The 22,409-nt window shown below is 60.3% G+C and carries 16 protein-coding genes; 10 read left to right on the forward strand and 6 right to left on the reverse strand.

Features of this window, described 5'->3' with window-relative positions:
* Window positions 1–85: 85 nt before the first annotated feature.
* Both IEW17_RS00815 and priA read left to right on the forward strand, forming a co-directional pair.
* Window positions 86–2,182 carry a thioredoxin domain-containing protein gene (locus tag IEW17_RS00815; protein WP_188560099.1) on the forward strand — a complete coding sequence of 699 codons (2,097 nt, stop codon included), beginning with the start codon at window positions 86–88 and terminating at the stop codon, window positions 2,180–2,182.
* 166 nt (window positions 2,183–2,348) lie between these two features.
* Entirely contained in the window at window positions 2,349–4,892 is a 2,544-nt protein-coding gene (gene priA / locus IEW17_RS00820; RefSeq protein ID WP_188560100.1) for a replication restart helicase PriA, read from the forward strand.
* 75 nt (window positions 4,893–4,967) lie between these two features.
* On the opposite strand, the gene IEW17_RS00825 is transcribed toward priA, so the two are convergent.
* Window positions 4,968–5,555 carry a hypothetical protein gene (locus IEW17_RS00825; protein ID WP_188560101.1) on the reverse strand — a complete coding sequence of 196 codons (588 nt, stop codon included), beginning with the start codon at window positions 5,553–5,555 and terminating at the stop codon, window positions 4,968–4,970.
* Between the two features lie 315 nt (window positions 5,556–5,870).
* Between IEW17_RS00825 and IEW17_RS00830 the strand changes: the two genes are divergently transcribed.
* The 3 genes from IEW17_RS00830 to IEW17_RS00840 all read left to right on the forward strand — a co-directional run bounded on the left by IEW17_RS00830 (window position 5,871) and on the right by IEW17_RS00840 (window position 8,384).
* Window positions 5,871–6,677 carry a class I SAM-dependent methyltransferase gene (locus IEW17_RS00830; protein ID WP_188560102.1) on the forward strand — a complete coding sequence of 269 codons (807 nt, stop codon included), beginning with the start codon at window positions 5,871–5,873 and terminating at the stop codon, window positions 6,675–6,677.
* Between the two features lie 40 nt (window positions 6,678–6,717).
* Window positions 6,718–7,959 carry an S-adenosylmethionine:tRNA ribosyltransferase-isomerase gene (locus IEW17_RS00835; RefSeq protein WP_188560103.1) on the forward strand — a complete coding sequence of 414 codons (1,242 nt, stop codon included), beginning with the start codon at window positions 6,718–6,720 and terminating at the stop codon, window positions 7,957–7,959.
* A 116-nt stretch (window positions 7,960–8,075) separates the two neighbouring features.
* On the forward strand, window positions 8,076–8,384 hold the full coding sequence (locus IEW17_RS00840; RefSeq protein ID WP_188560104.1) for a hypothetical protein: 309 nt from the start codon (window positions 8,076–8,078) through the stop codon (window positions 8,382–8,384).
* 85 nt (window positions 8,385–8,469) lie between these two features.
* Here the strand turns inward: IEW17_RS00840 and IEW17_RS00845 are convergent, their stop codons facing one another.
* Complete coding sequence (locus IEW17_RS00845) at window positions 8,470–8,706, reverse strand: hypothetical protein (RefSeq protein WP_188560105.1); 237 nt, start codon at window positions 8,704–8,706, stop codon at window positions 8,470–8,472.
* A gap of 144 nt (window positions 8,707–8,850) precedes the next feature.
* Between IEW17_RS00845 and IEW17_RS00850 the strand changes: the two genes are divergently transcribed.
* Together IEW17_RS00850 and IEW17_RS00855 are read left to right on the forward strand one after the other, a co-directional pair.
* Window positions 8,851–9,315, forward strand: coding sequence for a hypothetical protein (locus IEW17_RS00850; RefSeq protein ID WP_188560106.1), 465 nt, complete (start codon window positions 8,851–8,853; stop codon window positions 9,313–9,315).
* 145 nt (window positions 9,316–9,460) lie between these two features.
* Window positions 9,461–10,372, forward strand: a complete 912-nt coding sequence (locus IEW17_RS00855) for a prohibitin family protein (RefSeq protein ID WP_188560107.1) — start codon at window positions 9,461–9,463, stop codon at window positions 10,370–10,372.
* Window positions 10,373–10,475: 103 nt separating this feature from the next.
* On the opposite strand, the gene IEW17_RS00860 is transcribed toward IEW17_RS00855, so the two are convergent.
* Window positions 10,476–11,855, reverse strand: a complete 1,380-nt coding sequence (locus tag IEW17_RS00860; protein ID WP_188560108.1) for a RagB/SusD family nutrient uptake outer membrane protein — start codon at window positions 11,853–11,855, stop codon at window positions 10,476–10,478.
* Between the two features lie 50 nt (window positions 11,856–11,905).
* Window positions 11,906–14,983, reverse strand: a complete 3,078-nt coding sequence (locus IEW17_RS00865) for a SusC/RagA family TonB-linked outer membrane protein (protein ID WP_229748709.1) — start codon at window positions 14,981–14,983, stop codon at window positions 11,906–11,908.
* A gap of 306 nt (window positions 14,984–15,289) precedes the next feature.
* On the opposite strand from IEW17_RS00865, the gene IEW17_RS00870 reads away from it, so the two are divergent.
* Window positions 15,290–16,456: a ribonuclease D gene (locus tag IEW17_RS00870; RefSeq protein ID WP_188560110.1), complete on the forward strand. Its 1,167-nt coding sequence runs from the start codon at window positions 15,290–15,292 to the stop codon at window positions 16,454–16,456.
* 133 nt (window positions 16,457–16,589) lie between these two features.
* Here the strand turns inward: IEW17_RS00870 and aceA are convergent, their stop codons facing one another.
* Together aceA and aceB are read right to left on the reverse strand one after the other, a co-directional pair.
* Entirely contained in the window at window positions 16,590–17,873 is a 1,284-nt protein-coding gene (gene aceA, locus IEW17_RS00875; RefSeq protein ID WP_188560111.1) for an isocitrate lyase, read from the reverse strand.
* 72 nt (window positions 17,874–17,945) lie between these two features.
* The gene (gene aceB, locus IEW17_RS00880) at window positions 17,946–19,571 is read right to left on the reverse strand and encodes a malate synthase A (protein ID WP_188560112.1); all 1,626 of its coding nucleotides are present in this window, start codon (window positions 19,569–19,571) and stop codon (window positions 17,946–17,948) included.
* A 286-nt stretch (window positions 19,572–19,857) separates the two neighbouring features.
* Between aceB and IEW17_RS00885 the strand changes: the two genes are divergently transcribed.
* Both IEW17_RS00885 and mltG read left to right on the forward strand, forming a co-directional pair.
* Window positions 19,858–21,363, forward strand: coding sequence for a helix-turn-helix domain-containing protein (locus tag IEW17_RS00885; protein WP_188560113.1), 1,506 nt, complete (start codon window positions 19,858–19,860; stop codon window positions 21,361–21,363).
* Between the two features lie 23 nt (window positions 21,364–21,386).
* The gene (gene mltG, locus IEW17_RS00890; RefSeq protein ID WP_188560114.1) at window positions 21,387–22,400 is read left to right on the forward strand and encodes an endolytic transglycosylase MltG; all 1,014 of its coding nucleotides are present in this window, start codon (window positions 21,387–21,389) and stop codon (window positions 22,398–22,400) included.
* Window positions 22,401–22,409 lie beyond the last annotated feature (9 nt).

The raw sequence follows: 22,409 nt of genomic DNA on the forward strand, positions 1-22,409 counted from the left end.
AATCGGCAACTTACGTTAATTCCTTCCCAAACCCGGCTTTTTTCGCCGGGTTTGGTGTTTCAGTACCTCCCCTATTTTTCTCGTTATGGCCCACCCTGCTTCTCACACCAACCGCCTCGCCCAGGAAACCAGCCCTTACCTGCAACAGCACGCCCACAATCCGGTGGACTGGTACCCGTGGGGACCCGAAGCCCTTGGCCGAGCGCAGGCCGAGCAAAAGCCCATTCTAGTGAGCATTGGCTACGCGGCCTGCCACTGGTGCCACGTGATGGAGCGCGAGTCGTTTGAGAATGAAGCGGTGGCGGCAGTGATGAACACACATTTTGTGTGCATCAAAGTCGACCGCGAGGAGCGGCCCGATGTGGACCAGATTTACATGGATGCCGTGCACGCCATGGGCCTACAGGGCGGCTGGCCGCTGAATGTGTTTCTAACCGCCGATGCAAAGCCTTTTTATGGCGGTACTTATTTCCCGCAGGGCAAGTGGACCCAACTGCTAACCAATATCGGCCAAGCCTACGCGGGCGAGCACCGCACTGAGCTGGAGCAATCGGCCGAGCGATTCATGGAAGTTATTGGCACCAGCGAACTGGCCAAATACGGCGCTCAAAACCATAATGCCACTCAGGAGGCCGACTACGCGGCATTGGAAGCCATTGGCGGAGCCCCCGACACAGGCTTGGCAGGAGTTTCCGAAGAAGAGTTCAAGTTGCTGGTTTACAATCTGAGCACCAGTTTTGACCGCGAACGCGGCGGAACGAATCGCGCCCCGAAGTTTCCGATGCCCAGCATTTGGCGGTTTTTGCTGCGCGCCCACGCCGTTAGTGGTAGCCGGGCAGTGCTGGACCAAGCCGTGCTGACCTTGCGCGAAATGGCTTGGGGCGGGATTTACGACCAGGCCCACGGCGGTTTCGCCCGCTATTCGGTGGATGGCGAGTGGCTGGCTCCGCATTTCGAAAAGATGCTGTATGACAACGGACAGCTGGTGAGTCTCTACAGCGAGGCTTTTCAACTAACTGGCGAAGAGCTGTTTCGGGAAACGGTGTATGATACCATCGAATTTATTCGGCTGGAGCTGACCAATGACGAAGGCGGCTTCTATTCGTCGTTGGATGCCGACAGCGAAGGCGAGGAGGGCAAATTTTACGTGTTCACAAAAGAAGAATTACGCGCGATTCTTGGTGATGAGGAACCGCTTTTTTCCGACTATTACAACTGCACGGCGGCCGGCAACTGGGAGCACGGCCGCAACATTCTGCACCGCCGCGAAACCGACGAAACCTTTTCCGCTACCCACCAGATTGCGCCCGGTGTGCTGCCCAAGCTGGTAGCGGGCTGGAAGCAGAAAATTATGGCCGTGCGCGCCACCCGCGTCCGCCCCGGCCTCGATGACAAAGTCCTCACCGGCTGGAATGCCCTCATGCTGCAAGGCCTGACCGATGCTTACCGTGCCTTCGCCGAGCCCGAATTTCTGGCCATGGCCGAGCACAACGCCCGCTTCATCGAAACCAACCTGCGCGATGGCCCGCGGCTGTACCGCACCTGCAAGGATGGCCGCGCCAGCATCAACGGTTTCCTGGAAGACTACGCCCTGGTCATTCAGGCCTACATCAGCCTCTACGAAGTCACCTTCACCGAAAAGTGGTTGCACGAGGCTGAAATACTGACCGAATACGTCATCAGCAATTTCTTCGACCCCAGCGAAACGCAGTTTTTCTATACCGACAGCAGCGCTGAGCCGCTCATCGTTCGCAAGAAAGAGCTATTCGATAACGTTATTCCCAGCTCCAACTCGGTGATGGCGCACAACCTGCGCCGCCTGGGCCGGCACCTCGAAAACGCCCATTACACCGACTTGGCCACCGCCATGCTGGCCCAAGTGCGCCACCTGGTGGTGAAGGAGCCGCAGCACCTCACCAACTGGGCTTCGCTGTACGCGGCGCTACTCCGGCCGGGGGCTGAGGTAGCCATTCTCGGGCCGGAAGCCGATGTTTTCCGTGAAAAACTTAACCGGCAATTCTTGTTTGATACGGTGCTGGCTGGGGCTGAAAAAGCGTCGAAGCTGCCGCTGCTAAAGCTGCTGAAGGCCGATGCGCAAGGCCGTACCGCCGTGCACGTGTGCCGCAACCAGGCCTGCCTGGCCCCGGTGTACGGCGTGGGCGAGGCGCTGGCGGCGCTGTAGAAACGCAATATTCTGCGTCTCTACATGGAACGGTAACGTAAAAACGGCGCGGTTTGGCGCGGCCCCAATCGTTCAATGACAAGCCGCAAAATATTGCGTCTCTACCCGCATTTTGCGCGCTACCGTCCTGCTATCTTTACTATTCGCCCCTACCCTATCCGCTGTTTTGAGTCTGACACTTGATTTTATTTCCCCCGCTGCCACTCCGGCGGCCGACCGGGTGACGCTATTTGCCGACGTTATTCTGCCTCTGCCGCTGCCTCGGCTCTACACGTACCGGGTACCGTATGAGCTGAATGACAACGTGGTAATCGGCGGCCGCGTCATTGTGCAGTTTGGGGCCAAAAAGACGCTCAGCTGCATTGTGGCGGCCGTGCACGAGCAGGCCCCGAAGGAATACCAGGCCAAGTACATCCTCGAATTCATCGACGATGCGCCCGTGGTGACCCAGCCGCAGCTCAAGCTGTTTCGCTGGATGGCCGACTACTACATGTGCACCATCGGCGAGGTGATAAACGCGGCCCTGCCTTCCGCGCTCAAGCTCAGCTCGGAGTCGCGCATTCAGCTGCACCCCGGCTTCTCGCGGGAGGAAAACGAGTACCCGCTCTCCACGCAGGAAGAGTTGATTGTGGATGCGCTGGGCACTACGGAAGATGGCAAGGCCCTCACGTTTACCGAAGTGGGCGACCTGCTAGGCATCACCTCTTTCCATAAGGTGATAAAGTCGCTGATGCACAAGGACATTATTTTCCTGTTTGAGCATACGGCCGATAAGTACGCGCCCAAAGTGGTGAAGAAGGTGCGGCTAGCGCACCATTTCATCTCGGAAGCATCGCTGGAGCAGCTATTTGAGCAGCTCGCCAGCAAGCCCAAGCAGCTCGATGTGCTGATGAAGTATATGCAGCGCGTACCGGTTTATCAGAACGAGTACGCCAACCAGCACGGCATTGAGAAGGCGGCGCTGGCCAGCAGCCCGCACCTCTCGGCCTCGGCTGTCAATACACTCATCAAAAATGGCGTACTGGAGCAATTTGACGTGATTGTGTCGCGCTTTCCGCTGGAGAATGAGCCTACCGCGCAGCTGCACTTCTCGCTTACCGAGGCCCAGACTACGGCGCGGGACGAAATAATGGCGCACTTCGGGGAGAAGGAAATCGTGCTGCTGCACGGCGTGACCGGCGCGGGCAAAACCGAGATTTACATCGACCTGATTCGCAAGGCCCTGGAAAGCGGCGGACAGGTGCTGTACCTGCTGCCCGAAATTGCCCTCACGGCCCAGATTGTGACGCGCCTCATCCGCGTGTTCGGCTCGCGGCTGGGTGTGTATCACTCCAAATTCTCGGATAACGAGCGGGTGGAAGTATGGAACGGCGTGCTTTCGGGCCGGTTTCAGGTGGTGGTGGGCGTGCGCTCGGCGGTGTTTCTGCCGTTCGATAACCTCTCGCTCATCATAGTGGACGAGGAGCATGAGTCGAGCTACAAACAATACGAGCCTGCTCCGCGCTACAACGCCCGCGAAGTAGCCCTGATGATGGCTAACTTTCAGGGGGCCAAAACCCTGCTCGGCTCGGCTACGCCAGCCGTGGAAACCTATTACCAGGCCAAGCAGGGCCGGTACGGACTGGTTTCGCTCAGCAAGCGTTTTGGTGAGGCTGGCATGCCCGACATCGAGCTGGTGGACACCCGCAAGGCCCGCGACCAGAAAACCATGCACAACCACTTCACCGCCGACCTGCTGGGCGAAGTGGAGCGCACCCTGGGCCGGCAAGAGCAGGTCATTCTGTTCCAGAACCGGCGCGGCTATGCGCCCGTGGTGGCCTGCCAGGACTGCGGCTGGATACCCAAGTGCACCAACTGCGCCGTGAGCCTGAGTTACCACAAGCACAGCCACGAGCTGCGCTGCCACTACTGCGGCTACCACGATTCGATGGTGACCAAGTGCCCCGCCTGCGGCTCCCGAGCCGTAAAAACCCAGGGCTTTGGCACCGAAAAGATTGAGGACGACCTTAAAATCATGCTGCCCCAGGCCAATATCCAGCGCATGGATTTGGACACGACCCGCGCCAAAAACAGCTACCAGCAAATCATCGGCGACTTCGAGAAGCAGACCACTAACGTACTGGTAGGCACCCAGATGGTGACCAAAGGCCTGGACTTTGCCAACGTGAGCCTCGTGGGCATCATCAACGCCGACAGCATCATTCACTACCCCGATTTTCGGGCCCACGAGCGGGCTTATCAGATGTTTGTGCAGGTGAGCGGCCGGGCCGGGCGCAAGGGCAAAAAGGGCAAGGTCATTATCCAGACCGCCGACCCTACGCAGGTGATTTTCGACAAGGTCATTCGCAACGATTACGTGGAGTTTTACAACTACGAAATCATGCAGCGACAAGAACACGGCTACCCGCCCTTCATGCGCGTCATCAAAATGACGGTGAAGCATATGGAGCAGGGTCTGGGCGAGGAAGCCGCTATCCGCCTCACCCAAGAGCTGGTGGACCGACTGGGCCGGGCGGCGGTGCTGGGGCCGGAAGCGCCCTACATCTTCCGTATCCGCAATTTCTACCTGCAGGAAATAACCATCAAGCTCGACCGCGCCCACACCGTGCTTAAGCACGCCAAACAGCTGATTTACGATGCCATGGACGTGGTGAAGGACCAGAAGGAGTTCAAGCAGGCCCGCTTGGTGGCCGACGTGGACCCGATGTAAGTCGAGACACTCAAACACAAAAAACGCCCGCTCATTGATTGAGCGGGCGTTTTTTGTGTGAGTTGAGGGAGTACCCTACATCTGGTCGAGCAGCCACAGGACGATGAAAATCAAGCCGATGATGGCGATGATACCGCCAATCAGGCCGTTTATCAGACCAACCAGCAAGCCGACCAGCAGCAGGATAATGCCGATGCGCAGGTTGCCACTGATGGCCGCCGTTTTGGAGGTCGAAGCCGTGTTATCGTGCTGACGGACCGAACCGGATTTCTGCACCATCTTTTCCATTTTATGAGTCACTTTGCCCAGCGCCATGCGCTGCACCAAGTTCAGCTTGGGGGCCGGGGCGGCAGCAACCGTAGCGGCGGCGGCGGGCGACTCAAGCACAGCGGCCGGCGTTTTGGCGGCGGCCGGGGCCTTGGTTACGGGTGCGACGGCTACGACTGGCGCAGCGGCGGGCCGGGTTTCGGCGGCAGTGGCGGCGGCGGCCGGAGCGGCTACTGTTTCAGCGGTGGCGGGTACGGGGGTTGAGACACGGGTTACACCGTGGTACGAACCGCCCTTGGGCAGCATGGCATACTCGGAGCGGCTGCAGCTGCCCAGCGTGAGGGCACAGGCGGCCACAGCAATGAGTTTAGCAAAGGGGGATACAAGGTTTTTCATGGGTAAGTGGGGTAATAGTGAGCTTAAATGCTCGTTCTACGGTCAAAACTACAAATCAGTGGTCGGGGAAGGCGCTATTTTTTTCACATGTGCCGATATCTGCGGTTAATTCGTTGCTGATATTACGTACCAGATAGGGCTGCTGCCCGAAAAGAGCGTTTCTCGAAGCAAAAAAGTGTTTCAACAGCGTCCCAGGCCAATCAATGCGCAACAGTAGTTCTTTGTTTCGTTTTCTAAAAATGAGCATTCTTCGTTACTGAACGCCGCGCCGGAGAATACTGTTGACGACGCTTAATGTGCTTACTTGCGAGTCGTATGAAGTACTGTTTTTTGGCCCGGCCATGGGCTTCAAGTATTGGGTGGCTGAGTGGTGGAGCCGGATTGCTGCTGGGCTGCACGCAGCTACCCGCCGAAACTCCTCCTTCGGTCGCTTTCGCTCAAAGCCTGACGAGCGCGCCAGCCGCTGACACCAGCGGCTATGAGCTGGCTCCACCGCGCGACCCGAACGGCATCGGCACTTATTATCTGGGCCGGCAGATTTCGCACGTCATGGGCCACGATGGCGCTGGTTGGTTGGAACGCAACGGTCGGCGGCAGGAAGAAGGCACGGATATCCTGCTAAAAGAGCTGAAGCTGAAACCCACCGATGTGGTGGCCGATATTGGCGCGGGCACCGGCTTCTTTTCGTTTCAGCTGGCCAAGAAAGTCCCCAAGGGCCAAGTGCTGGCCGTTGATATCCAGCCGGAAATGATTGCGGTGCTGCAAACCAATAAACGGCGCTTTCGAGCTGCCAACGTGCGCCCCGTACTGGGTACTACCACCAATCCGGCCCTTCCCGCCGACAGCGTGGACTTGGTGCTCATCGTGGATGCGTACCACGAGTTTAACCATCCGCGCGAAATGGGCCGCGCCATTCTGCACGCCCTGCGGCCCGGCACCGGGCGGCTGGCTTTGGTGGAGTACCGGGCCGAGGACCCTGATGTGCCCATCAAGCGCATTCATAAAATGAGTGTGGAGCAGGCCCGAAAAGAGATGGATGCCATCGGCCTGGAGTTTGTGGAAAGTATCGAAACGCTGCCGCAGCAACATTTGCTGCTGTTCCGGCGAAAGATAGGAGATTAGGCGCGTCGTAGCATCGGCTCCCTGCCCGACCTTTGCGGACATGAACTCCGACCCGCGCCAGCTTTCCATCCACGACTTCACTTACCCCCTGCCGCCCGAGCGCATCGCGCCGGAACCCCTCCCCGACCGGTCCGCCAGCCGCCTGCTGGTGAGCCGCGGCGGCATTATCACCGACCAGCATTTTCGCGATTTGGCCGGCGAGCTGCCAGCGGGCTCCTTGCTTGTTTTCAATGATACCCGCGTAGTGCGGGCCCGGCTGCTGGCCCGGCGGCCCACCGGCGGGCAAGTAGAGCTGTTTTGCCTGGAGCCAATGGCCCCGCACCGCAGCCTGGAGCTAGCCTTGCAGCAAACCAGACACTGCACCTGGCGCTGCCTGGTGGGCAACGGCCGCCGTTGGAAGGAAGGCCCCGTCACCCTGGAATTCACCACCGCCGAAGGCCAAGCGGCCACCCTGCACGCCGAGCGCCAAACCCAGGAAGCCGGCACCGCGCTGATTGATTTCCGTTGGGAGCCCGCCACGCTGCCCTTTGCTGAGGTACTGCGGGCCGCGGGCCACCTGCCCCTGCCGCCCTACATAGCCCGCCCCGATACCGCCACCGACGCCGTGCGCTACCAGACCGTGTATGCCGCCGCCGAAGGAGCCGTGGCGGCCCCCACCGCCGGCCTGCATTTCACGCCCGAAATACTGGCTGAGTTGCAAGCGAAAGACTTTTCGGTTGGCCACATCACCCTACACATCGGGGCCGGCACCTTCCAGCCCGTGAAGGCTGACCACATGGCCGGCCACCCCATGCACACGGAGCCGATACTGGTGACCGCGGCGCTGCTGCGCCAGCTGCTGGCTCACCGCCCCCGGCCAGTACTGGCCGTGGGCACCACCAGCCTGCGCACCCTCGAAACTTTGTATTGGCTGGGCGTGAGACTGCTGCAAAACCCGGAACAAAATACCCCCCGTGCGCTACTCGTGACGCAGTGGCAACCGTATGAACAGGCCGACGCAGCGGCCAGCATCAGCCCGGAGGCTGCCTTGGCGGCCCTGTTGCAGCACCTCGAAGTATTGGGTACCGATACGCTGGAGGCCAGCACGCGCCTACTCATCGCGCCCGGCTACCGGTTCCGCCTTGTCGACGGCCTTATCACCAACTTCCATCAGCCCGAAAGCACGCTGCTGCTGTTGGTGGCCGCCCTGCTGGGCCCGGGCTGGCGGGCGGTGTATGACCACGCCCTCGCGCATGACTACCGCTTCCTTAGCTACGGCGACAGCTCCTTGCTGCTGCCCTGACCTGCGTTCTGCCGGTGGTGCCGAAAGTGCGGCCAATTGGCAGCACACTCCTTGCGATAACCTTTGCTATTGGGGCGCGTAAAAGCCCCACACCACCCTTTTCCTTCTGTTGAATCATGAAAAAAGTAACGCTGCTGCTCGCCATTTCTGCTTTTGCCACAACTGCCTTCGCGCAAACCACTCCCTCGACGGAAGTAAAAACGCGTGACAATGGCACCACTAAAGTGGTAACGAAGACTGGCAAAACCAACACTGGCCAAGCCATCGACAACACCAAGGATGCCGCTGGCAACGTGGCCAAAAGAACAGGCAGCGCCATCAAGCGCGGTGCCAGAAAAACCACTCGGGCCGTGAAACGCGGCACTCAGAAAATGGGTAATAAATCCGTAGAAGGCACCCAAAAGATGGAAGTCAAAACCGAATAGTCCTTTCCAGAACTGTTCCTTTCCGCAATTTCCAGGAAGACCCCAGCGCAAGCTGGGGTCTTTTTTTGTGGCCGGATTCAGCGGGTCAGAACCGATGGGGCCGCTCTTGCACTTCGTGCAGCACCTTTTCGACTACCCCGCGCCCAAACAGGCTGAGGCCGGTATTGAGTACGACCAGTGCGGCAGTGCCAGCCACCACCCACTTACGAGTGGGAACTTGCTGGTCTTTAAGGCTGCCGGCCCAGTGCACCATGCTGGCTCCCGCGCCGATGGTGGCCAGACCCAGGGGAGAAAACAGCAGCCATTTTGCTTTGTGTGTCATCTGAAAAATAAAGTGGTGAAACGGATGTAATACCGAACCACGCGCCACGATTCATGCCATTGCCTGTTACCAGCGCGTACCTTTCGGCTTTTCGCTTACGCACCAGCGCGGGCCGTGTTTCGACCCTGGCCGGCCTACTTCCCCATGACACCTTACGAACAGCTGCTCCACCTCGCCTTCACGGCTCCCAATGACGTGAAGTACTACCTCACGCCTGTGGCCCTGCGCGCCTACGACCAGCTGCGCACGGCCCCGCCCGCTCAGTTACCCTTTCGGTTCGAACAAGTGCGCCTGGGCCTGGCGCTAAGCCTGCTCAAGCTGGTGTCGGAGCTGGGCGACCACGACGAGAGCCGCCAGGTCCTGGACGTGCTGCACCGGGCCCTGAACGAGGCCCGCTCGCCCGAAGACATTGACCGCATCATCAGCCGCGAAGCCCGCTTATTCGACCGGCTCTACGAAAACCTCTACGTGAACGAGGAAGGCGAAGAATTGCTCAACCTTTTCGGTCGCACCCTGGATGCCGATGCCCCCGAATTGCTCGAAGAAATTGCCCACGAAGGCGTAATCCTGGCCCGCAACCTCGACTTTAGCGACGAGCAGGAAGACTGATTTGCTAATAGAATTGTTTAGGTAGTCATCAGCACGGCGGGCCGGGCGCAGCGCGGCCAGGACCACCCAACCAATTCCCGAACAACCTGCGTTGCGCAAGCCCGCGCTTCTTCATTTTTAATCCTTAATTCTTAATTCCCTTCTCATGACCCTTACCATCCTTGGCTTTATTATTCTGGTCGTTGGGCTCAACGCCTCCCGTTTTTCGGAGCGGCTGGAGCGCCTGCGCGGCGGCCTCATCTTTCTGGGCGGGGCGTTTTTGATACTTGGACTGGCCCTGAGCACGGTAGTGCAGATTGGGGTGGGCCAGGTGGGCGTGCAAACGCTGTTTGGCCAGGTGCAATCGCGCGTGCTTCAGCCCGGCCTGAGCGTGGTCAACCCGCTGGTCGACGTGACGCGCTTCGACACCCGCACCCAGAACTACACCATGTCGGCGGTGCACGGCGAGGGCCAGCAGACCGGCGACGACGCCATTCGGGTGCTCTCGGCCGATGGCTTGGAAGTGGTGATTGACCTCACCGTACTCTATCACGTAGTGCCCACGCAGGCCCCCAAGATTCTCTCCACCATCGGCGAGGACTACCAGGACAAAATCGTGCGGTCCATCTCGCGTACCCGCATCCGCGACGGCGCGGTGTTTTACGATGCCGTGGCCCTGTACTCCACGCGCCGGGAGGAGTTTCAGACCCGCATCCTGGCCGCCATCGAAAAAGATTTTCGCAACAACGGCCTGCAGCTCGACCAGCTCCTGATTCGTAATATTCAGCTTCCGCAGTCCGTCAAGGCCAGCATCGAGAGCAAAATCTCAGCGGAGCAGGACGCCCAGAAAATGCAGTTTGTGGTGCAAAAGGAACGCCAGGAAGCCGACCGCAAGCGCGTGGAAGCCCAGGGCATTGCCGACTACCAGCGCATCATCAACACGCAGCTGAGCGACAAGCTGCTGCAGTACGAAACCATCAAGGCCAACCAAGCCATCGCCACTTCCCCCAACGCCAAGGTCATCATCATGGGCGGGGCGCGCGGCGCGGCCCCGCAGCTGCTGATTGGGGATAAGTAGGAAGCTCTTATCTGTTGCCAGGCAAGCAAAAAAGGCCGTTCCATGAGTTGGAACGGCCTTTTTTTTAGAAAAATTTTGCCCGCCTGAAGCGGCAGGCCTCGCGCTAGTTATACCCTTCGTTCTGCACCAAATTGGGGTTCACGTTAATTTCGCGCAACGGAATGGGAAACACCAAACGACGCGAGTTCCAAGGCACGGCCACGCCGGCGGGGTCGGCAATTGTCTCTCGGTTACGTTTCACATCGCCGAGCCGAAAGCCTTCGAAAGCCAGCTCCAGCTTGCGTTCGCGTAGAATAGCGGGCAACGTTAGCACGGCGAGCGGGGCCAGGCCGGCGCGTGTCCGCACGCGGTTAATATCAACCAAGGGCGTAGCGCCCAGCAACGTGCCGTTCCGGAAGTTGGCTTCGGCGCGGATGAGGTACATTTCGGCCAGGCGCATGAGCTTGATGTTGCCGTACAGGTCGTCGTACTTGTTGCTGTACGTCTGCCCGCTGCTGGTCGTGAACAAGTCGCCGCGCTCGTCGGTCGGTCCGTATAGGTCGGTGTGCTTGTCCTCAATGCTGATATCGCCCCGGCGGTCAATCGAATAGAAGGTATTCAACTCGTTGCGGCCGCTCTGGGCCGAAATCTGAATGGCGAAAATATCTTCCGGCGAGTTGGGGAGCAGGCCGGCCGCGGAGCCAGAGAAGAACTCATCCGCATAGCTGGGGTTGAGGGTGTACTTATTGACGCTGATGACGCGGTTGGCAGCTGAACCCGCATCGGCAAACCGTCCTTGCTGCAGATAGACCCGGGCGAGCATGGTGGCCGCGGCGTACTTGTTGGCAAAAAAAGATGCTGCTGGCGAGTTGACTGGCATTTTGGCTTCGGCGTCGGTCAGGTCGGCAATGACCTGGGCGTACACTTCGGTCACGGTGTTGCGCCGCACCTGCGAAGCAGCATCGAGGACCCGCGTGGGCGTGAGCACCAACGGCACACCGAGGTTGGATGCGGGACTACCGTCGCCCCAGTCCTTGGCATAGAGGCGTACCAGTTCGAAGTACATCGACGCACGGATGAATTTAGCCTCGCCCTCTACCCGCGCCCGTTTGGCAGGCGTATCGAGCTTGTCGATGTTGGCCAGCACGTTGTTGGTGCGGTTGATGACGTTGTAGGCGTTCACCCAAATGGCTTGCGCAAAGCCGTTGTCCTTGAGCATGGACTTGCGGTTGATTTGGTTGGGCGGGATAAACGTGCCCACAAAAGTTACTTCGCCGTCGTCGGCCAGCAGGTCCGACATCAGCTGAATGTAGCCACCGTAGGCCTCCGCGTTCTGAATACCGGTGTAACAGCCTACCAAGGCCGCCTCCACGTCCGACGACGTGCGCAGGGCCAGTTCGTCCCGCACCGAGTTGACGGGGTCAATGTCGAGCTTTTTATCGCAACTGGTCAGGGAGCCTGCCAGAAACAGGGCCGTTGCCAGCGTATAAACAATTTTTTTCATGTCTTTGAAAAGTCAGGAATGGGGATGGCCGCCGCAAAGCGGCCCAAATGCTAGAAGCCGACGTTGACGCCGAAAGTAATGGTCCGGGGCTGGGGCGCGGTGTAGAAGTCGATGCCCTGGTTGATATTGCCCTGCGTGGTATTGTTGGAGAGGTAGTCAGTATTCACTTCTGGGTCCCAGCCCTTGTACTTCGTGAAGGTGACCAAGTTCAGGGCTTGAGCAAATACCCGCACCGACTGCAAGTAGCCTTTTTTAACAAAATCACCCGGCAGGTTGTAGCCCAGGGTGAGCGTGCGCAAGCGGCCGTAGGAACCGTCTTTGACGAAGCGCGACGACTGGCCCGAACCGTTGCCACTCAGGTAATCGGCCTTCGGGACATCGGTGATATCGCCAGCCTTGCGCCAGCGGTTGAGCTGGTCGCGGGTCTGGTTATCGGGGCCGTTGTTGAAGGCAACCGAATAGTACTGCGCGCCACCGTCGAAGATTTTATTGCCGAACACGCCGATAAACGTGGCGGTCAGGTCGAAGCCTTTGTAGCCAAAGGTGTTGGTCAGGCCGCCCGTCCACCGGGGGTTAGGGTCGCCCACCGGCACCAGCTGTGCCGCGTTAATATCGTTGGTAGTACCCTTGCTGCGGTCGCTGACACCAGTGCCGGTGCCGTCTTCATTGGCGCGGTTGACATAGTACAGTGCATCGCCGTTGGCGGGGTCCACGCCCGCGTATTCGGGGGCGAAAAAGGTGCCAATGGGGAAGCCCTCCTGGGCACGACTCACAAAGGAGCCCAGAATGGGCTGGCCTTGCAGGAAAGTCAGCTTATTGGCATTGCGGGCGGCGTTCACGGTGGTGGTCCAGCTGAAATCGCCCACGAAGTTGCGCGTCGTCAACGACAGCTCCACCCCCTTGTTTTCTAGGGTACCCACGTTCTTGAACTGCGAGGTAAAGCCGGACGTAGCGGGCACGGTGGCGTTCAGGGCCAAGTCGGTGGTAAGCTTCTGGTACACGTCCACTTCGGCGCTGATGCGGTTATCGAAGAAGCCCATCTCCAAGCCGGCATCAGCTTGGGTGGTCGTCTCCCATTTCAGGTCGGGGTTGGCCACCTGCAATGGGCGCTGGCCGGGGATGCCCACGTAGCCCGAGGTGCCGGTGAACAGGCCCAGGGAAGCAAAGTCGGAGAAGCCCTGGTTTCCGGTACGCCCGATGCTGATGCGGGGCTTGAGCAGGCTCAGCACCGTTTGGTTTTTCAGGAAGCTTTCTTCCGTCACGACCCAACCCAGCGAGGCGGCCGGAAAGAAACCGTACTGCTTATTGGTGCCGAAGCGCGACGAGCCGTCGATGCGGGCACTCAGGCCCAGCAAGTACTTGCTGGCAAATGAGTAATTCAAGCGGCCAAAGTACGAGAGCAGGGAGCTGCGCGTAAGCTCCGAATTACCGGCCGAGTACACGGCGGCACTGCCTAGTTTACGGTAGGCATCGCTGGCAAACTGCGAGCCTTCTACGCTGGTGTAGTTCTGCTTGCGCTCCTCGTAGGAGGTACCCAACGTAGCTTCCACGGTGTGCAACTCGGCCAGTACCTTGCGGTAAGACAGGAAGTTGTTGGTGATGTATCGGCCGCTGGTGGTGTGGGCGCTGAAGGCGAAGCCGTTGGTCGGCCCCGAGTTGCGGGAGGTCACGCGAGCCAGGTACTGGTCCTCGTCCTGGTTCAGGATGTCCAGGCCCAACTCGGAGCGAAACGAGAGGCCGGGAATGATTTCATACTGGGCAAATACGTTGCCCAACGTGCGGTACACAAAGGTAGCGTAGGTGGCGGCATTGTTTTGCACCCCCAGCAGCGGGTTGTAGTAGAAGGGGAAGTTGTTGTTTGGGTTGCCGGTGTTCAGGTCCAGCGCGCCGCTGGTGAGGCCGGTGCGGGGGTCGATGACGGGCGTAATCGGGGCCAAGGCTACCGCCTGCAAGGGTGTGCTGAAGGCGTTGTCGTTGGGCAGCCGGTCGTTGCGGGTGCGCGACAAACCAATGTTAATGCCCAGCGTCATTTTATCGGTCGCCTTGTGGTCCACGTTGAGGCGCGAGGCAATGCGCTGCAGCTTATTGCCTACCAAGATGCCTTCCTGCGTGCTGTACTGGCCCGAGAGGTAGTACTTGGTTTTATCAGTGCCTCCGCTCGTATTGAGGTCGTACTGGCTAAAGCTGCCCTTGCGGAATACCTGGTCCTGCCAGTCGGTATCCACCGCGTAGTTGCCGTCCACGGTCACGCCGGCAGCGTAGTTCCGTAAGCGGTTGGCGTTGGAAACATCGGAGCGACCGGCGTTTTTCAGCGCTTCGGTTAATAGCTCCACGTATTCTTTGGAGTTCAGGAACTCCCGACGGCGCGTGGCTTGGCTGGTACCCGTCTGGTAGCCCAGATTGAAGCGCGTCGCGCCGGATTTACCCCGCTTGGTGGTGATGAGGACCACGCCGTTCGAAGCCCGCGAGCCGTAAATGGCCGAAGCAGCCGCATCTTTCAAGATGGTGATACTCTCGATGTCGTTGGGGTTAATGTCGGCAATCGGGTTGGTCGGGGCACCGGTCGAAGACAGGTTATCCGTCACAATCGGAATGTTGTCTACCACGTACAGCGGCTGCGTGTCGCCGCTCACCGAGGCCGTACCGCGCACACGCACCTTGATGCCCTGGCCCAGCTTGCCGCTCCCGCTCTCGATGACCACACCCGCTGCCCGGCCCTGAATGGCCTGCTCGAAGGTTTGCACCGGCGCATTGGCCACGTCCTTGCTGGTGAGCTGCACCACCGAGCCCGTCAAGTCGGCTTTGGTGGAAGTGCCGTAGCCCACCACGATGGCTTCGTTGAGCTGCGTGGCGGCCGCGGCCAGCGTCACGTTGATGACGCTCTGGCTGCCCACCGTGATGGTTTGGGCGGTGTAGCCCACCGAGCTGATAACGAGCGTGGCACCAGGCTGTACACTCAATACGAATGCCCCGTCGGCATTGGTGCTTACGCCGTTGCTGGTGCCCCGTTCCAGTATAGTGGCGCCGGGCAGAGCCCCGCTGTCGGAACCCGTTACCCGACCACTGATGGCATTGGTTTGCGCCCACGCCGATACCGAGTAGAAGCAGACCGCAAAAAGCAGCAGCATTCTGATGTGAGTAAATATTTTTTGTTTCATGAAAAAAAAATGGTTTGTAAACGATTAAAAGTGAAAGATATCAGCAGACTGTAATCTACCGCGCTGTTAAAAACTGGCTAACCACATCAGACTAGCAGTTCTAAGGTAATGCGTTAGCTATCGCCGTGTCATTACAGGCGCAACAAGATATGCAACTGCACAGGTTAATTCCATGAAATTGCGCAATTTTTATAAGAGCCTGCTATCGGTGCCTACCTTTATGGCGTTATTGCTTGCCGCTTTCGGCGCAGCTGCGCTGACTACTTTTCCGCCTCAATGCCAACGATTCATTACCTAACTACGGCCGATGCTGTTGCCACCGCCGCCGCTCATTTTGCCACTTTGCCACGCATCGGCATCGACCTGGAATTTGATGATATGCGCCACCGCTACGGGCGGCACCTGGCCCTTATTCAAGTATTCGACGGTCAGGAAGCATACCTGATTGACCCATTGCCGCTGCCCAATATGGCCGCCGACCTCGAACCACTGTTTGCCGTGCTGCGCGACCCGGCCGTGGCCAAGGTGTTCCACTCCTGCAAGTCGGACATTCTGCTGCTCGACGAGGTATTCAGCGTCAACTGCCTCAACATAGTGGACACCAGCCTGCAGTTTACGCTGCTGGCCGCCGAGGATAATAATATTTCCCTGGGCCGCCTCATTCAGGCCGAGTTGGGCTTTGAAGTCGATAAAGGTGAGCAAAAATCAAACTGGCTGAAGCGCCCCCTCACCGAGGCTCAGCAGGAGTATGCTGCCAACGACGTCCTCTTCCTCTTCGAGCTCACCGACCGCCTCAGCGCCCGCCTCGAGGAGCTGGGCCGCGCCGACTGGGCCGCCCAGGAAAACCTGGCTCTGGAAGCCGTGCGCTACGGTCGCGACGACCCGCGCCCGTGGTCGCGCAACGCCGCCAAGTACAAAATATCCAGCTCAGAAATGCCCGTTTTCCGGGAGCTGTACATGTTGCGCGATGCCGTGGCCCGGCAGCTCGACCGCCCGCCCTATCACGTGCTGAGCAACGACCGGCTGGCCGAGCTCACCCGCCAGCCCATCGAAACGCCGCTGCAGCTGCGCACCGCCAACGGCCTGCACCCCGAGCTGAAACGCTCGCCTTACGCCGAGCAGCTGCTGGCCATCGGCACCACCGACCTAGAGCCGGATGCCCCGCTGGGTCCCGAGCACCGCAAGTTTCCGTTCCGCCGCCGCCTCAACGGCTCCGCCGCCACCCGCGCCGATGCCCGCGAAGCCTTACTCAATACGCTCAAAACACACCTCACCACCGACCAGGGAGCTACCATGGCCAACATGGTACTCAGCAATCGTCTCATCGCCGAAATCATCGAGCAAGGCGCGGTAGGCGCGCTGCGGCCCTGGCAGCAGCAGCTCCTGCGTGAGTCAGCCGAGAAACACGGCGAGGACTACGGGCAGATTGCGGAACCGTTCTAGGTATCCGCGAACAGCAGAACGTCATGCTGAGCGAAGTTGAAGCATCTCTATCGTGATAGTAACTGATTACTTACGCGGTAGAGATGCTTCGACTTCGCTCAGCATGACGTTCTGCTGGTAGGGCAGGCCGGTGTTAGAATTGGGCTTCCTCGGTGCTGCCCACCAGGGCGGCGGTGCTGGTTTGGTTGCTGGTCACCACGTTCTGCACGGCATCAAAGTAGCCGGTGCCCACGAAGGTCTGGTGCTTCACGGCCTGGTAGCCGTCTTTGGCCAGGGCAAATTCACGCTCCTGCAGCTCCGAGTAACCGGCCATGCCGCGCTGGCGGTAGGCCTGGGCCAGCTCGAACATGCTGGTGTTAAGGGCGTGGAAGCCAGCCAGGGTGATAAACTGGAACTTGTAGCCCATGGCAGCCAGGTCCTCGCGGAAGGTTTCCATTTGGGCCACGCTCAGTTTAGAGGCCCAGTTGAACGAGGGCGAGCAGTTGTAGGCCAGCAGCTTACCGGGGAATTTGGCGTGCACGGCTTCGGCAAACTTGCGGGCATCTTCCAAATCCGGGTGCGAGGTTTCCATCCAAATCAGGTCGGCATACGGCGCGTAGGCCAGGCCACGGGCAATGCCGGCCTCCAGGCCGCAGCGGATGCGGTAGAAGCCCTCGTTGGTACGCTCGGCTTCTTGTAGGATGAAGGGCTGGTCGCGCGGGTCCACGTCGGCGGTAAGCAGGTCGGCGGCATCGGCATCGGTGCGGGCCACGATGAGCGTGGGCACACCCATTACGTCGGCGGCCAGGCGGGCGGCCACCAGCTTGTTGATGGCTTCCTGGGTGGGTACCAGCACTTTGCCACCGAGGTGGCCGCATTTTTTAGCCGATGAGAGCTGGTCCTCAAAGTGCACGCCGGCGGCCCCGGCCTCAATCATCATCTTCATCAGCTCAAAGGCATTCAGGTTGCCCCCAAAACCGGCCTCGGCATCGGCCACGATGGGCGCGAGGTAATGCACGTCGCTCCGGCCGTCGAGGTGCTGAATCTGGTCGGCCCGCAACAACGCATTGTTGATGCGGCGCACCACGGCCGGCACGCTATCCACGGGGTACAGGCTTTGGTCGGGGTACATCTGGCCCGCGCCGTTGGCATCGGCCGCCACCTGCCAGCCGCTGAGGTAGATGGCCAACAGGCCGGCCTGCACTTCCTGCACGGCCTGGTTGCCGGTGAGGGCCCCCAGCCCGGCCACGTACTCGCGGGTGTGCATCAACTCCCACAACCGCTCGGCCCCTTGGCGGGCCAATGAATACTCGATGTGCACGGAGCCTTGCAGCTTGTTCACGTCCTCGGCCGAATACGGCCGCTCAATGCCCGCCCAACGGGGGTTGGTGGCCCAGTCCTGGGTCATGGCGGCGATGCGTTCTGCGTGGGTTTGCATGGGAATGGGGGGTTGAATGGTGGAAAATTGAGGTACCGGCCGCTGGCCGCAGTCTAGGCGCAGCGGCCAGCGTTACGCCAATTGCTCGTAGGCTGGCACGGTTAGAAATTCGATGAACGTCTCGCTCATTACCAGCTTGTCGAACAGCCGGGCGGCGGGCAGGAAATGGCCGGTTTCGTAGGCCTCCTCCCCTACTTGGGCTTTTATTTTGTCGAGCTGACCGGGCACCAGCGCACGGTACAACTCCGTGGTCACGGGCCGGCCGTCGGCCAGCGTGGTGCCGGGCGTGTGCAGCCACTGCCACACCTGGGCCCGGCTGATTTCGGCCGTGGCGGCGTCCTCCATCAGGTTGTAAATCGGCACGCAACCGTTGCCGCCCAGCCAGGAGGCCAGGTACTGAATGGCCACGTCGATGTTCAGCTTCAAACCATCTTCCGTGATGTTGCCTTCGGGAGCCTTTACCAAATCGGCGGCAGTTACCTGCACGTCGAGGCGCTTGTTCTCGATTTGGTTGGGGCCGGGCATGAGGCGGTCGAAGACCTCCAGCGCCACCGGCACCAAGCCGGGGTGGGCCACCCAGGTGCCGTCGTGGCCGTTGGTGGCTTCGCGAATTTTGTCCTGGCGTACTTTCTCCAAGGCCGCGTCGTTGGCGGCCGGGTCGTTCTTGATGGGAATCTGGGCGGCCATGCCGCCGATGGCGTGCACGCCCCGACGGTGGCACGTCTGAATAACGAGCTGCGAGTAGGCGGCCATAAAGGGCACGCTCATCGTGACCTCGGCCCGGTTGGGTAGCCGGAACTCGGGGTTCAGGCCCAGGCGCTTGATGTAGCTGAAAATATAGTCCCAGCGCCCGCAGTTGAGGCCGGCGCTGTGGTCGCGCAGCTCGTACAGGATTTCATGCAGCTCGAAGGCGGCCGGCAGCGTTTCGATGAGCACCGTGGCGCGCACCGTGCCGTGGGGCACCCGCAGCACCCGCTGGCAGTCCTTGAACACGTCGTTCCAGAGCCGGGCTTCGAGGTGACCTTCGAGCTTGGGCAGGTAGAAGTAGGGCGCGGTGCCGCGGTTGATGAGCTCGTGGGCGTTGTGAAAAAAGTAAAGGCCAAAATCGAACAGGGCCCCGCTCACCGGCTCGCCGTCCACTTCCACGTGCTTTTCGAGCAGGTGCCAGCCGCGGGGGCGCACCATGAGCACGGCGGTTTCGTCGTTCAGCCGGTATTCCTTAGTGGGCGTGCTCAGCGAAATGGTGCGGCGCACGGCATCGCGCAGGTTAATTTGGCCCTGGATGACGTTGGCCCAGGTGGGGGCGTTGGAATCCTCCAGGTCGGCCATGAACACGCGGGCCCCGGAGTTCAGCGCATTGATAATCATCTTGCGCTCGACCGGACCGGTGATTTCCACGCGGCGGTCGCGCAGGTCGGCGGGCAGCGGGGCCACCGTCCAGTCCTGCTCACGGATGCGCCGGGTTTCGAGCAAAAAACCGGGCAGGATGCCCGCCGCGAACTCCACCTGCCGCTCGGCGCGGCGCACCAGCAGCTGGCGGCGGCGCTCCTCGAAGTGCCGGTGCAGCTCGGCCACGAACGCGAGGGCCGACGGCGTGAGGATGGCGGCAAATTCCGGCGTGTACGGGCCCAGCACTTTCACCCGCTCGGGGGTGAGGTACCTGGGCTTGGGGGCGGGGGCGGTGTCGGTGAAAGGCATGGCTGATTCAATTAACGATGAGCAATGAACAGGGGGCTTACGGGTCTGATTGGCGGCGTCCCAGCCACGGCGGCGGGTTGCCCGGCAGCACAATTGCCATCCGACCTAAGACAAACATACAATGCGAATTTCAGTAATTAGCGAATATTCGCTAAAAGACAAAATTTTGTAAATAGCTGGTAACTTTGCGCTGCTTACTTAGCAACCCCGAAATCATTATTCTTCTAGCACTAAAGCCGCTTTTTCTGGTGCTTTTCTGGCTATCAGTAGACTGAAAAAATTTCCAATGTTGAATCATGGCCAAGTCGTTCGCCTCATTTTTGGCCTGAAGCTGCGCGAGCTGCGGCAGGAGCGCGCCCTGAGCCCGGCCGAGCTGGCGCGGGTCTGCGACGTGTCGGTGAGCTACCTGAACGAGATTGAGAAGGGCAAGAAGTACCCCAAGGCCGACAAGATTCTAAGTTTGAGCAAGGCGCTGGACGTGCGCTACGACCAGCTCACCTCGCTGGAGCTGCCGCGCCGGCTGGAGCCCATCGGCGAGCTGCTCAACTCCAAGATACTGAAGGAGTTTCCTTTGGAGATGTACGGCCTGGAACCGGCCCGCATCATCGAGCTGATTGCCAACGCGCCGGCCAAGATGAATGCCTTCATCAGCACCATTTTCGAGATTGCGCGCAACTACGAGATGCGCCAGGAGCATCTGTTTCTGGCCGCGCTGCGCTCGTTTCAGGAAATGCACGACAACTACTTCGAGGACCTGGAGCAGGACGTGCGCGCCTTTGTGGGCAGCCACCAGCTCAGCACCGCCGCCCCGTTTGCCCTCGGCCAGCTGGAGCGCGTGCTGACCCAGGAATACGGCTACACGCTGGACCGCGAAACGCTGGGCCGGCACGCGGTGGCCACGCAAGCTCGGCTGCGAAGCGTGTTTCAGCCCAAAACCAAGCGGCTGCTGCTGCGGCCGGGCCTGAGCCGGGGCCAGCAAGCTTTCGTGCTGGGCCGGGAGGCGGCCTTCAACTACCTCAAGCTGACGGAGCGGCCCTACGTGAACAGCAGCACCCAAGTCAGCTCGTTTGATGAGGTGCTCAATAATTTTAAGGCGTCCTACTTCGCGGGGGCGCTGCTCATGGAAGAAGAAAGCTTGCTGCGCGACGTGAAAAAGTTTTTTGGGGCCAAAAAGTGGCAGCCGACGCTGCTGCTGGCCCTGATGACGCAGTATGACGTGAGCCCCGAGATGTTTATGCAGCGCCTCACTACGCTGCTGCCGCGCCATTTTGGGCTGCAAAGCCTGTTCTTTCTGCGCTTCGACCAGACCGATGCGACTGCCCCCTTTGAGCTGACCAAGGAGCTGCACCTGGCCCGCCTGCACAACCCCCACGGCAACGAGCTGAACGAGCACTACTGCCGCCGCTGGGTGAGCCTGCGCCTGCTCAACGATGCCCGCGCCCTGCCCGTGCCCGATACGGCCGCCGCGCCCGTTACCGTGGCCGGAGCCCAAAAATCCCGCTATTTCGGCACCGACGACGAATACCTGTGCTTCACACTGGCCCGCGCCGGCACTCCTACCCAAGTGGCCCTGAGCGTGACCGTAGGCCTGCGCTGCGACGATAACCTGAAGGCGCACGTCCGCTTCCTGGACGACCCGGCCCTACCCTTCCGCATCGTGAACGAAACCTGCGAGCGCTGCCCCATTCCGGACTGCGAGTCGCGAGCGGCCGCGCCCACTGAAATCGTGCGGCTGGCCGAAAAAGCGGCGTTTGAGGCAGCGATGGCGGAACTAGTAGCGGGTAATTCCTGATGCGGCGTGGCCTACTAATTGGTGTGGCAATCTTCTTGTTGCTGTTGGCCGCGGCAGGCTACGCCGTGTGGCGCGTGGCCTACCAGCCCAACGTCACGGCCTTTGCCGAAGGCCCGGCCTACCTCTACATCCGCACCGGCACGGGCTACGCGGCAGTACTCGATTCGCTGCAGAAACACCAGCTGCTGCGGGAGCCCGGCACGTTCCGCCGGGTGGCCGAGTACCACGACTACCCGGCCCACGTGCAGCCCGGCCGCTACCGGCTCGACCCGGCGATGGGCAATATCGAGTTGGTCAAGCTGCTGCTATTCGGACGTCAGGACACCGTGCGGTTCGAGCTGAAACCGTTTCATTACCTCGACCGGCTGCCGCGCCAGGTAAGCCGGCAGCTGGAGACCGACTCCTTCAAGCTGGAGCTGCTGCTCGGGGAAAATGCCGGCCTGCAAGCGCGCTACCGGCTCGATACCTGTACCATCCGCACGATGTTTATTCCGGGCCAGTACCGGCTGCTGTGGAACACCAGCGCGCCGGCTTTGCTGGATACGATGGCCGCCCGCTACCGCCGGTTCTGGACGCCGGAGCGCCAAGCCCGAGCCGATTCGCTGAAGATGACCCGTACCCAAGTGAGCGTGCTGGCCAGCATCGTGCAGCGCGAAACTGCCCAACCCACCGACAAGCCGCTCATCGCCGCCGTGTACCTCAACCGCCTGCGCAACGGCCAGCCCCTGCAAGCCGACCCCACCCTGCTCTGGCCCCTGCACGGCTTGGGCACCCGCAAGCGCGTGCTGAACGTGGACAAAAAAGTGGACTCGCCCTACAACACCTACCGCCACAAGGGCCTGCCGCCCGGCCCCATCACTACGCCCCTGCCCGGCTCGCTGCTGGCCGTGCTCAAGCCCGCCCACAACAAAAACCTGTTTTTCTGCGCCCGCCCCGACGGCAGCGGCTTCTCCGACTTTGCCGAAACCTATGCCCAGCACAAGCGTAACGCCCGCCGCTATCAGCACCGGCTCGACAGTCTGGGAATAAAAAAATAGCCGCTTCAA

The organism is Hymenobacter frigidus (assembly GCF_014640435.1).
Classification (GTDB): Bacteria; Bacteroidota; Bacteroidia; order Cytophagales; family Hymenobacteraceae; genus Hymenobacter; species Hymenobacter frigidus.

Coding starts and splice junctions, on each gene's coding strand:
- IEW17_RS00815 (WP_188560099.1), top strand. CDS start 86: ATGGCCCACCCTGCTTCTCACACCAACCGCCTCGCCCAGGAAACCAGC.
- IEW17_RS00825 (WP_188560101.1), bottom strand. CDS start 5,555: ATGAAAAACCTTGTATCCCCCTTTGCTAAACTCATTGCTGTGGCCGCC.
- IEW17_RS00830 (WP_188560102.1), top strand. CDS start 5,871: ATGAAGTACTGTTTTTTGGCCCGGCCATGGGCTTCAAGTATTGGGTGG.
- IEW17_RS00835 (WP_188560103.1), top strand. CDS start 6,718: ATGAACTCCGACCCGCGCCAGCTTTCCATCCACGACTTCACTTACCCC.
- IEW17_RS00840 (WP_188560104.1), top strand. CDS start 8,076: ATGAAAAAAGTAACGCTGCTGCTCGCCATTTCTGCTTTTGCCACAACT.
- IEW17_RS00845 (WP_188560105.1), bottom strand. CDS start 8,706: ATGACACACAAAGCAAAATGGCTGCTGTTTTCTCCCCTGGGTCTGGCC.
- IEW17_RS00850 (WP_188560106.1), top strand. CDS start 8,851: ATGACACCTTACGAACAGCTGCTCCACCTCGCCTTCACGGCTCCCAAT.
- IEW17_RS00855 (WP_188560107.1), top strand. CDS start 9,461: ATGACCCTTACCATCCTTGGCTTTATTATTCTGGTCGTTGGGCTCAAC.
- IEW17_RS00860 (WP_188560108.1), bottom strand. CDS start 11,855: ATGAAAAAAATTGTTTATACGCTGGCAACGGCCCTGTTTCTGGCAGGC.
- IEW17_RS00865 (WP_229748709.1), bottom strand. CDS start 14,983: ATGCTGCTGCTTTTTGCGGTCTGCTTCTACTCGGTATCGGCGTGGGCG.
- IEW17_RS00870 (WP_188560110.1), top strand. CDS start 15,290: ATGCCAACGATTCATTACCTAACTACGGCCGATGCTGTTGCCACCGCC.
- aceA (WP_188560111.1), bottom strand. CDS start 17,873: ATGCAAACCCACGCAGAACGCATCGCCGCCATGACCCAGGACTGGGCC.
- aceB (WP_188560112.1), bottom strand. CDS start 19,571: ATGCCTTTCACCGACACCGCCCCCGCCCCCAAGCCCAGGTACCTCACC.
- IEW17_RS00885 (WP_188560113.1), top strand. CDS start 19,858: ATGTTGAATCATGGCCAAGTCGTTCGCCTCATTTTTGGCCTGAAGCTG.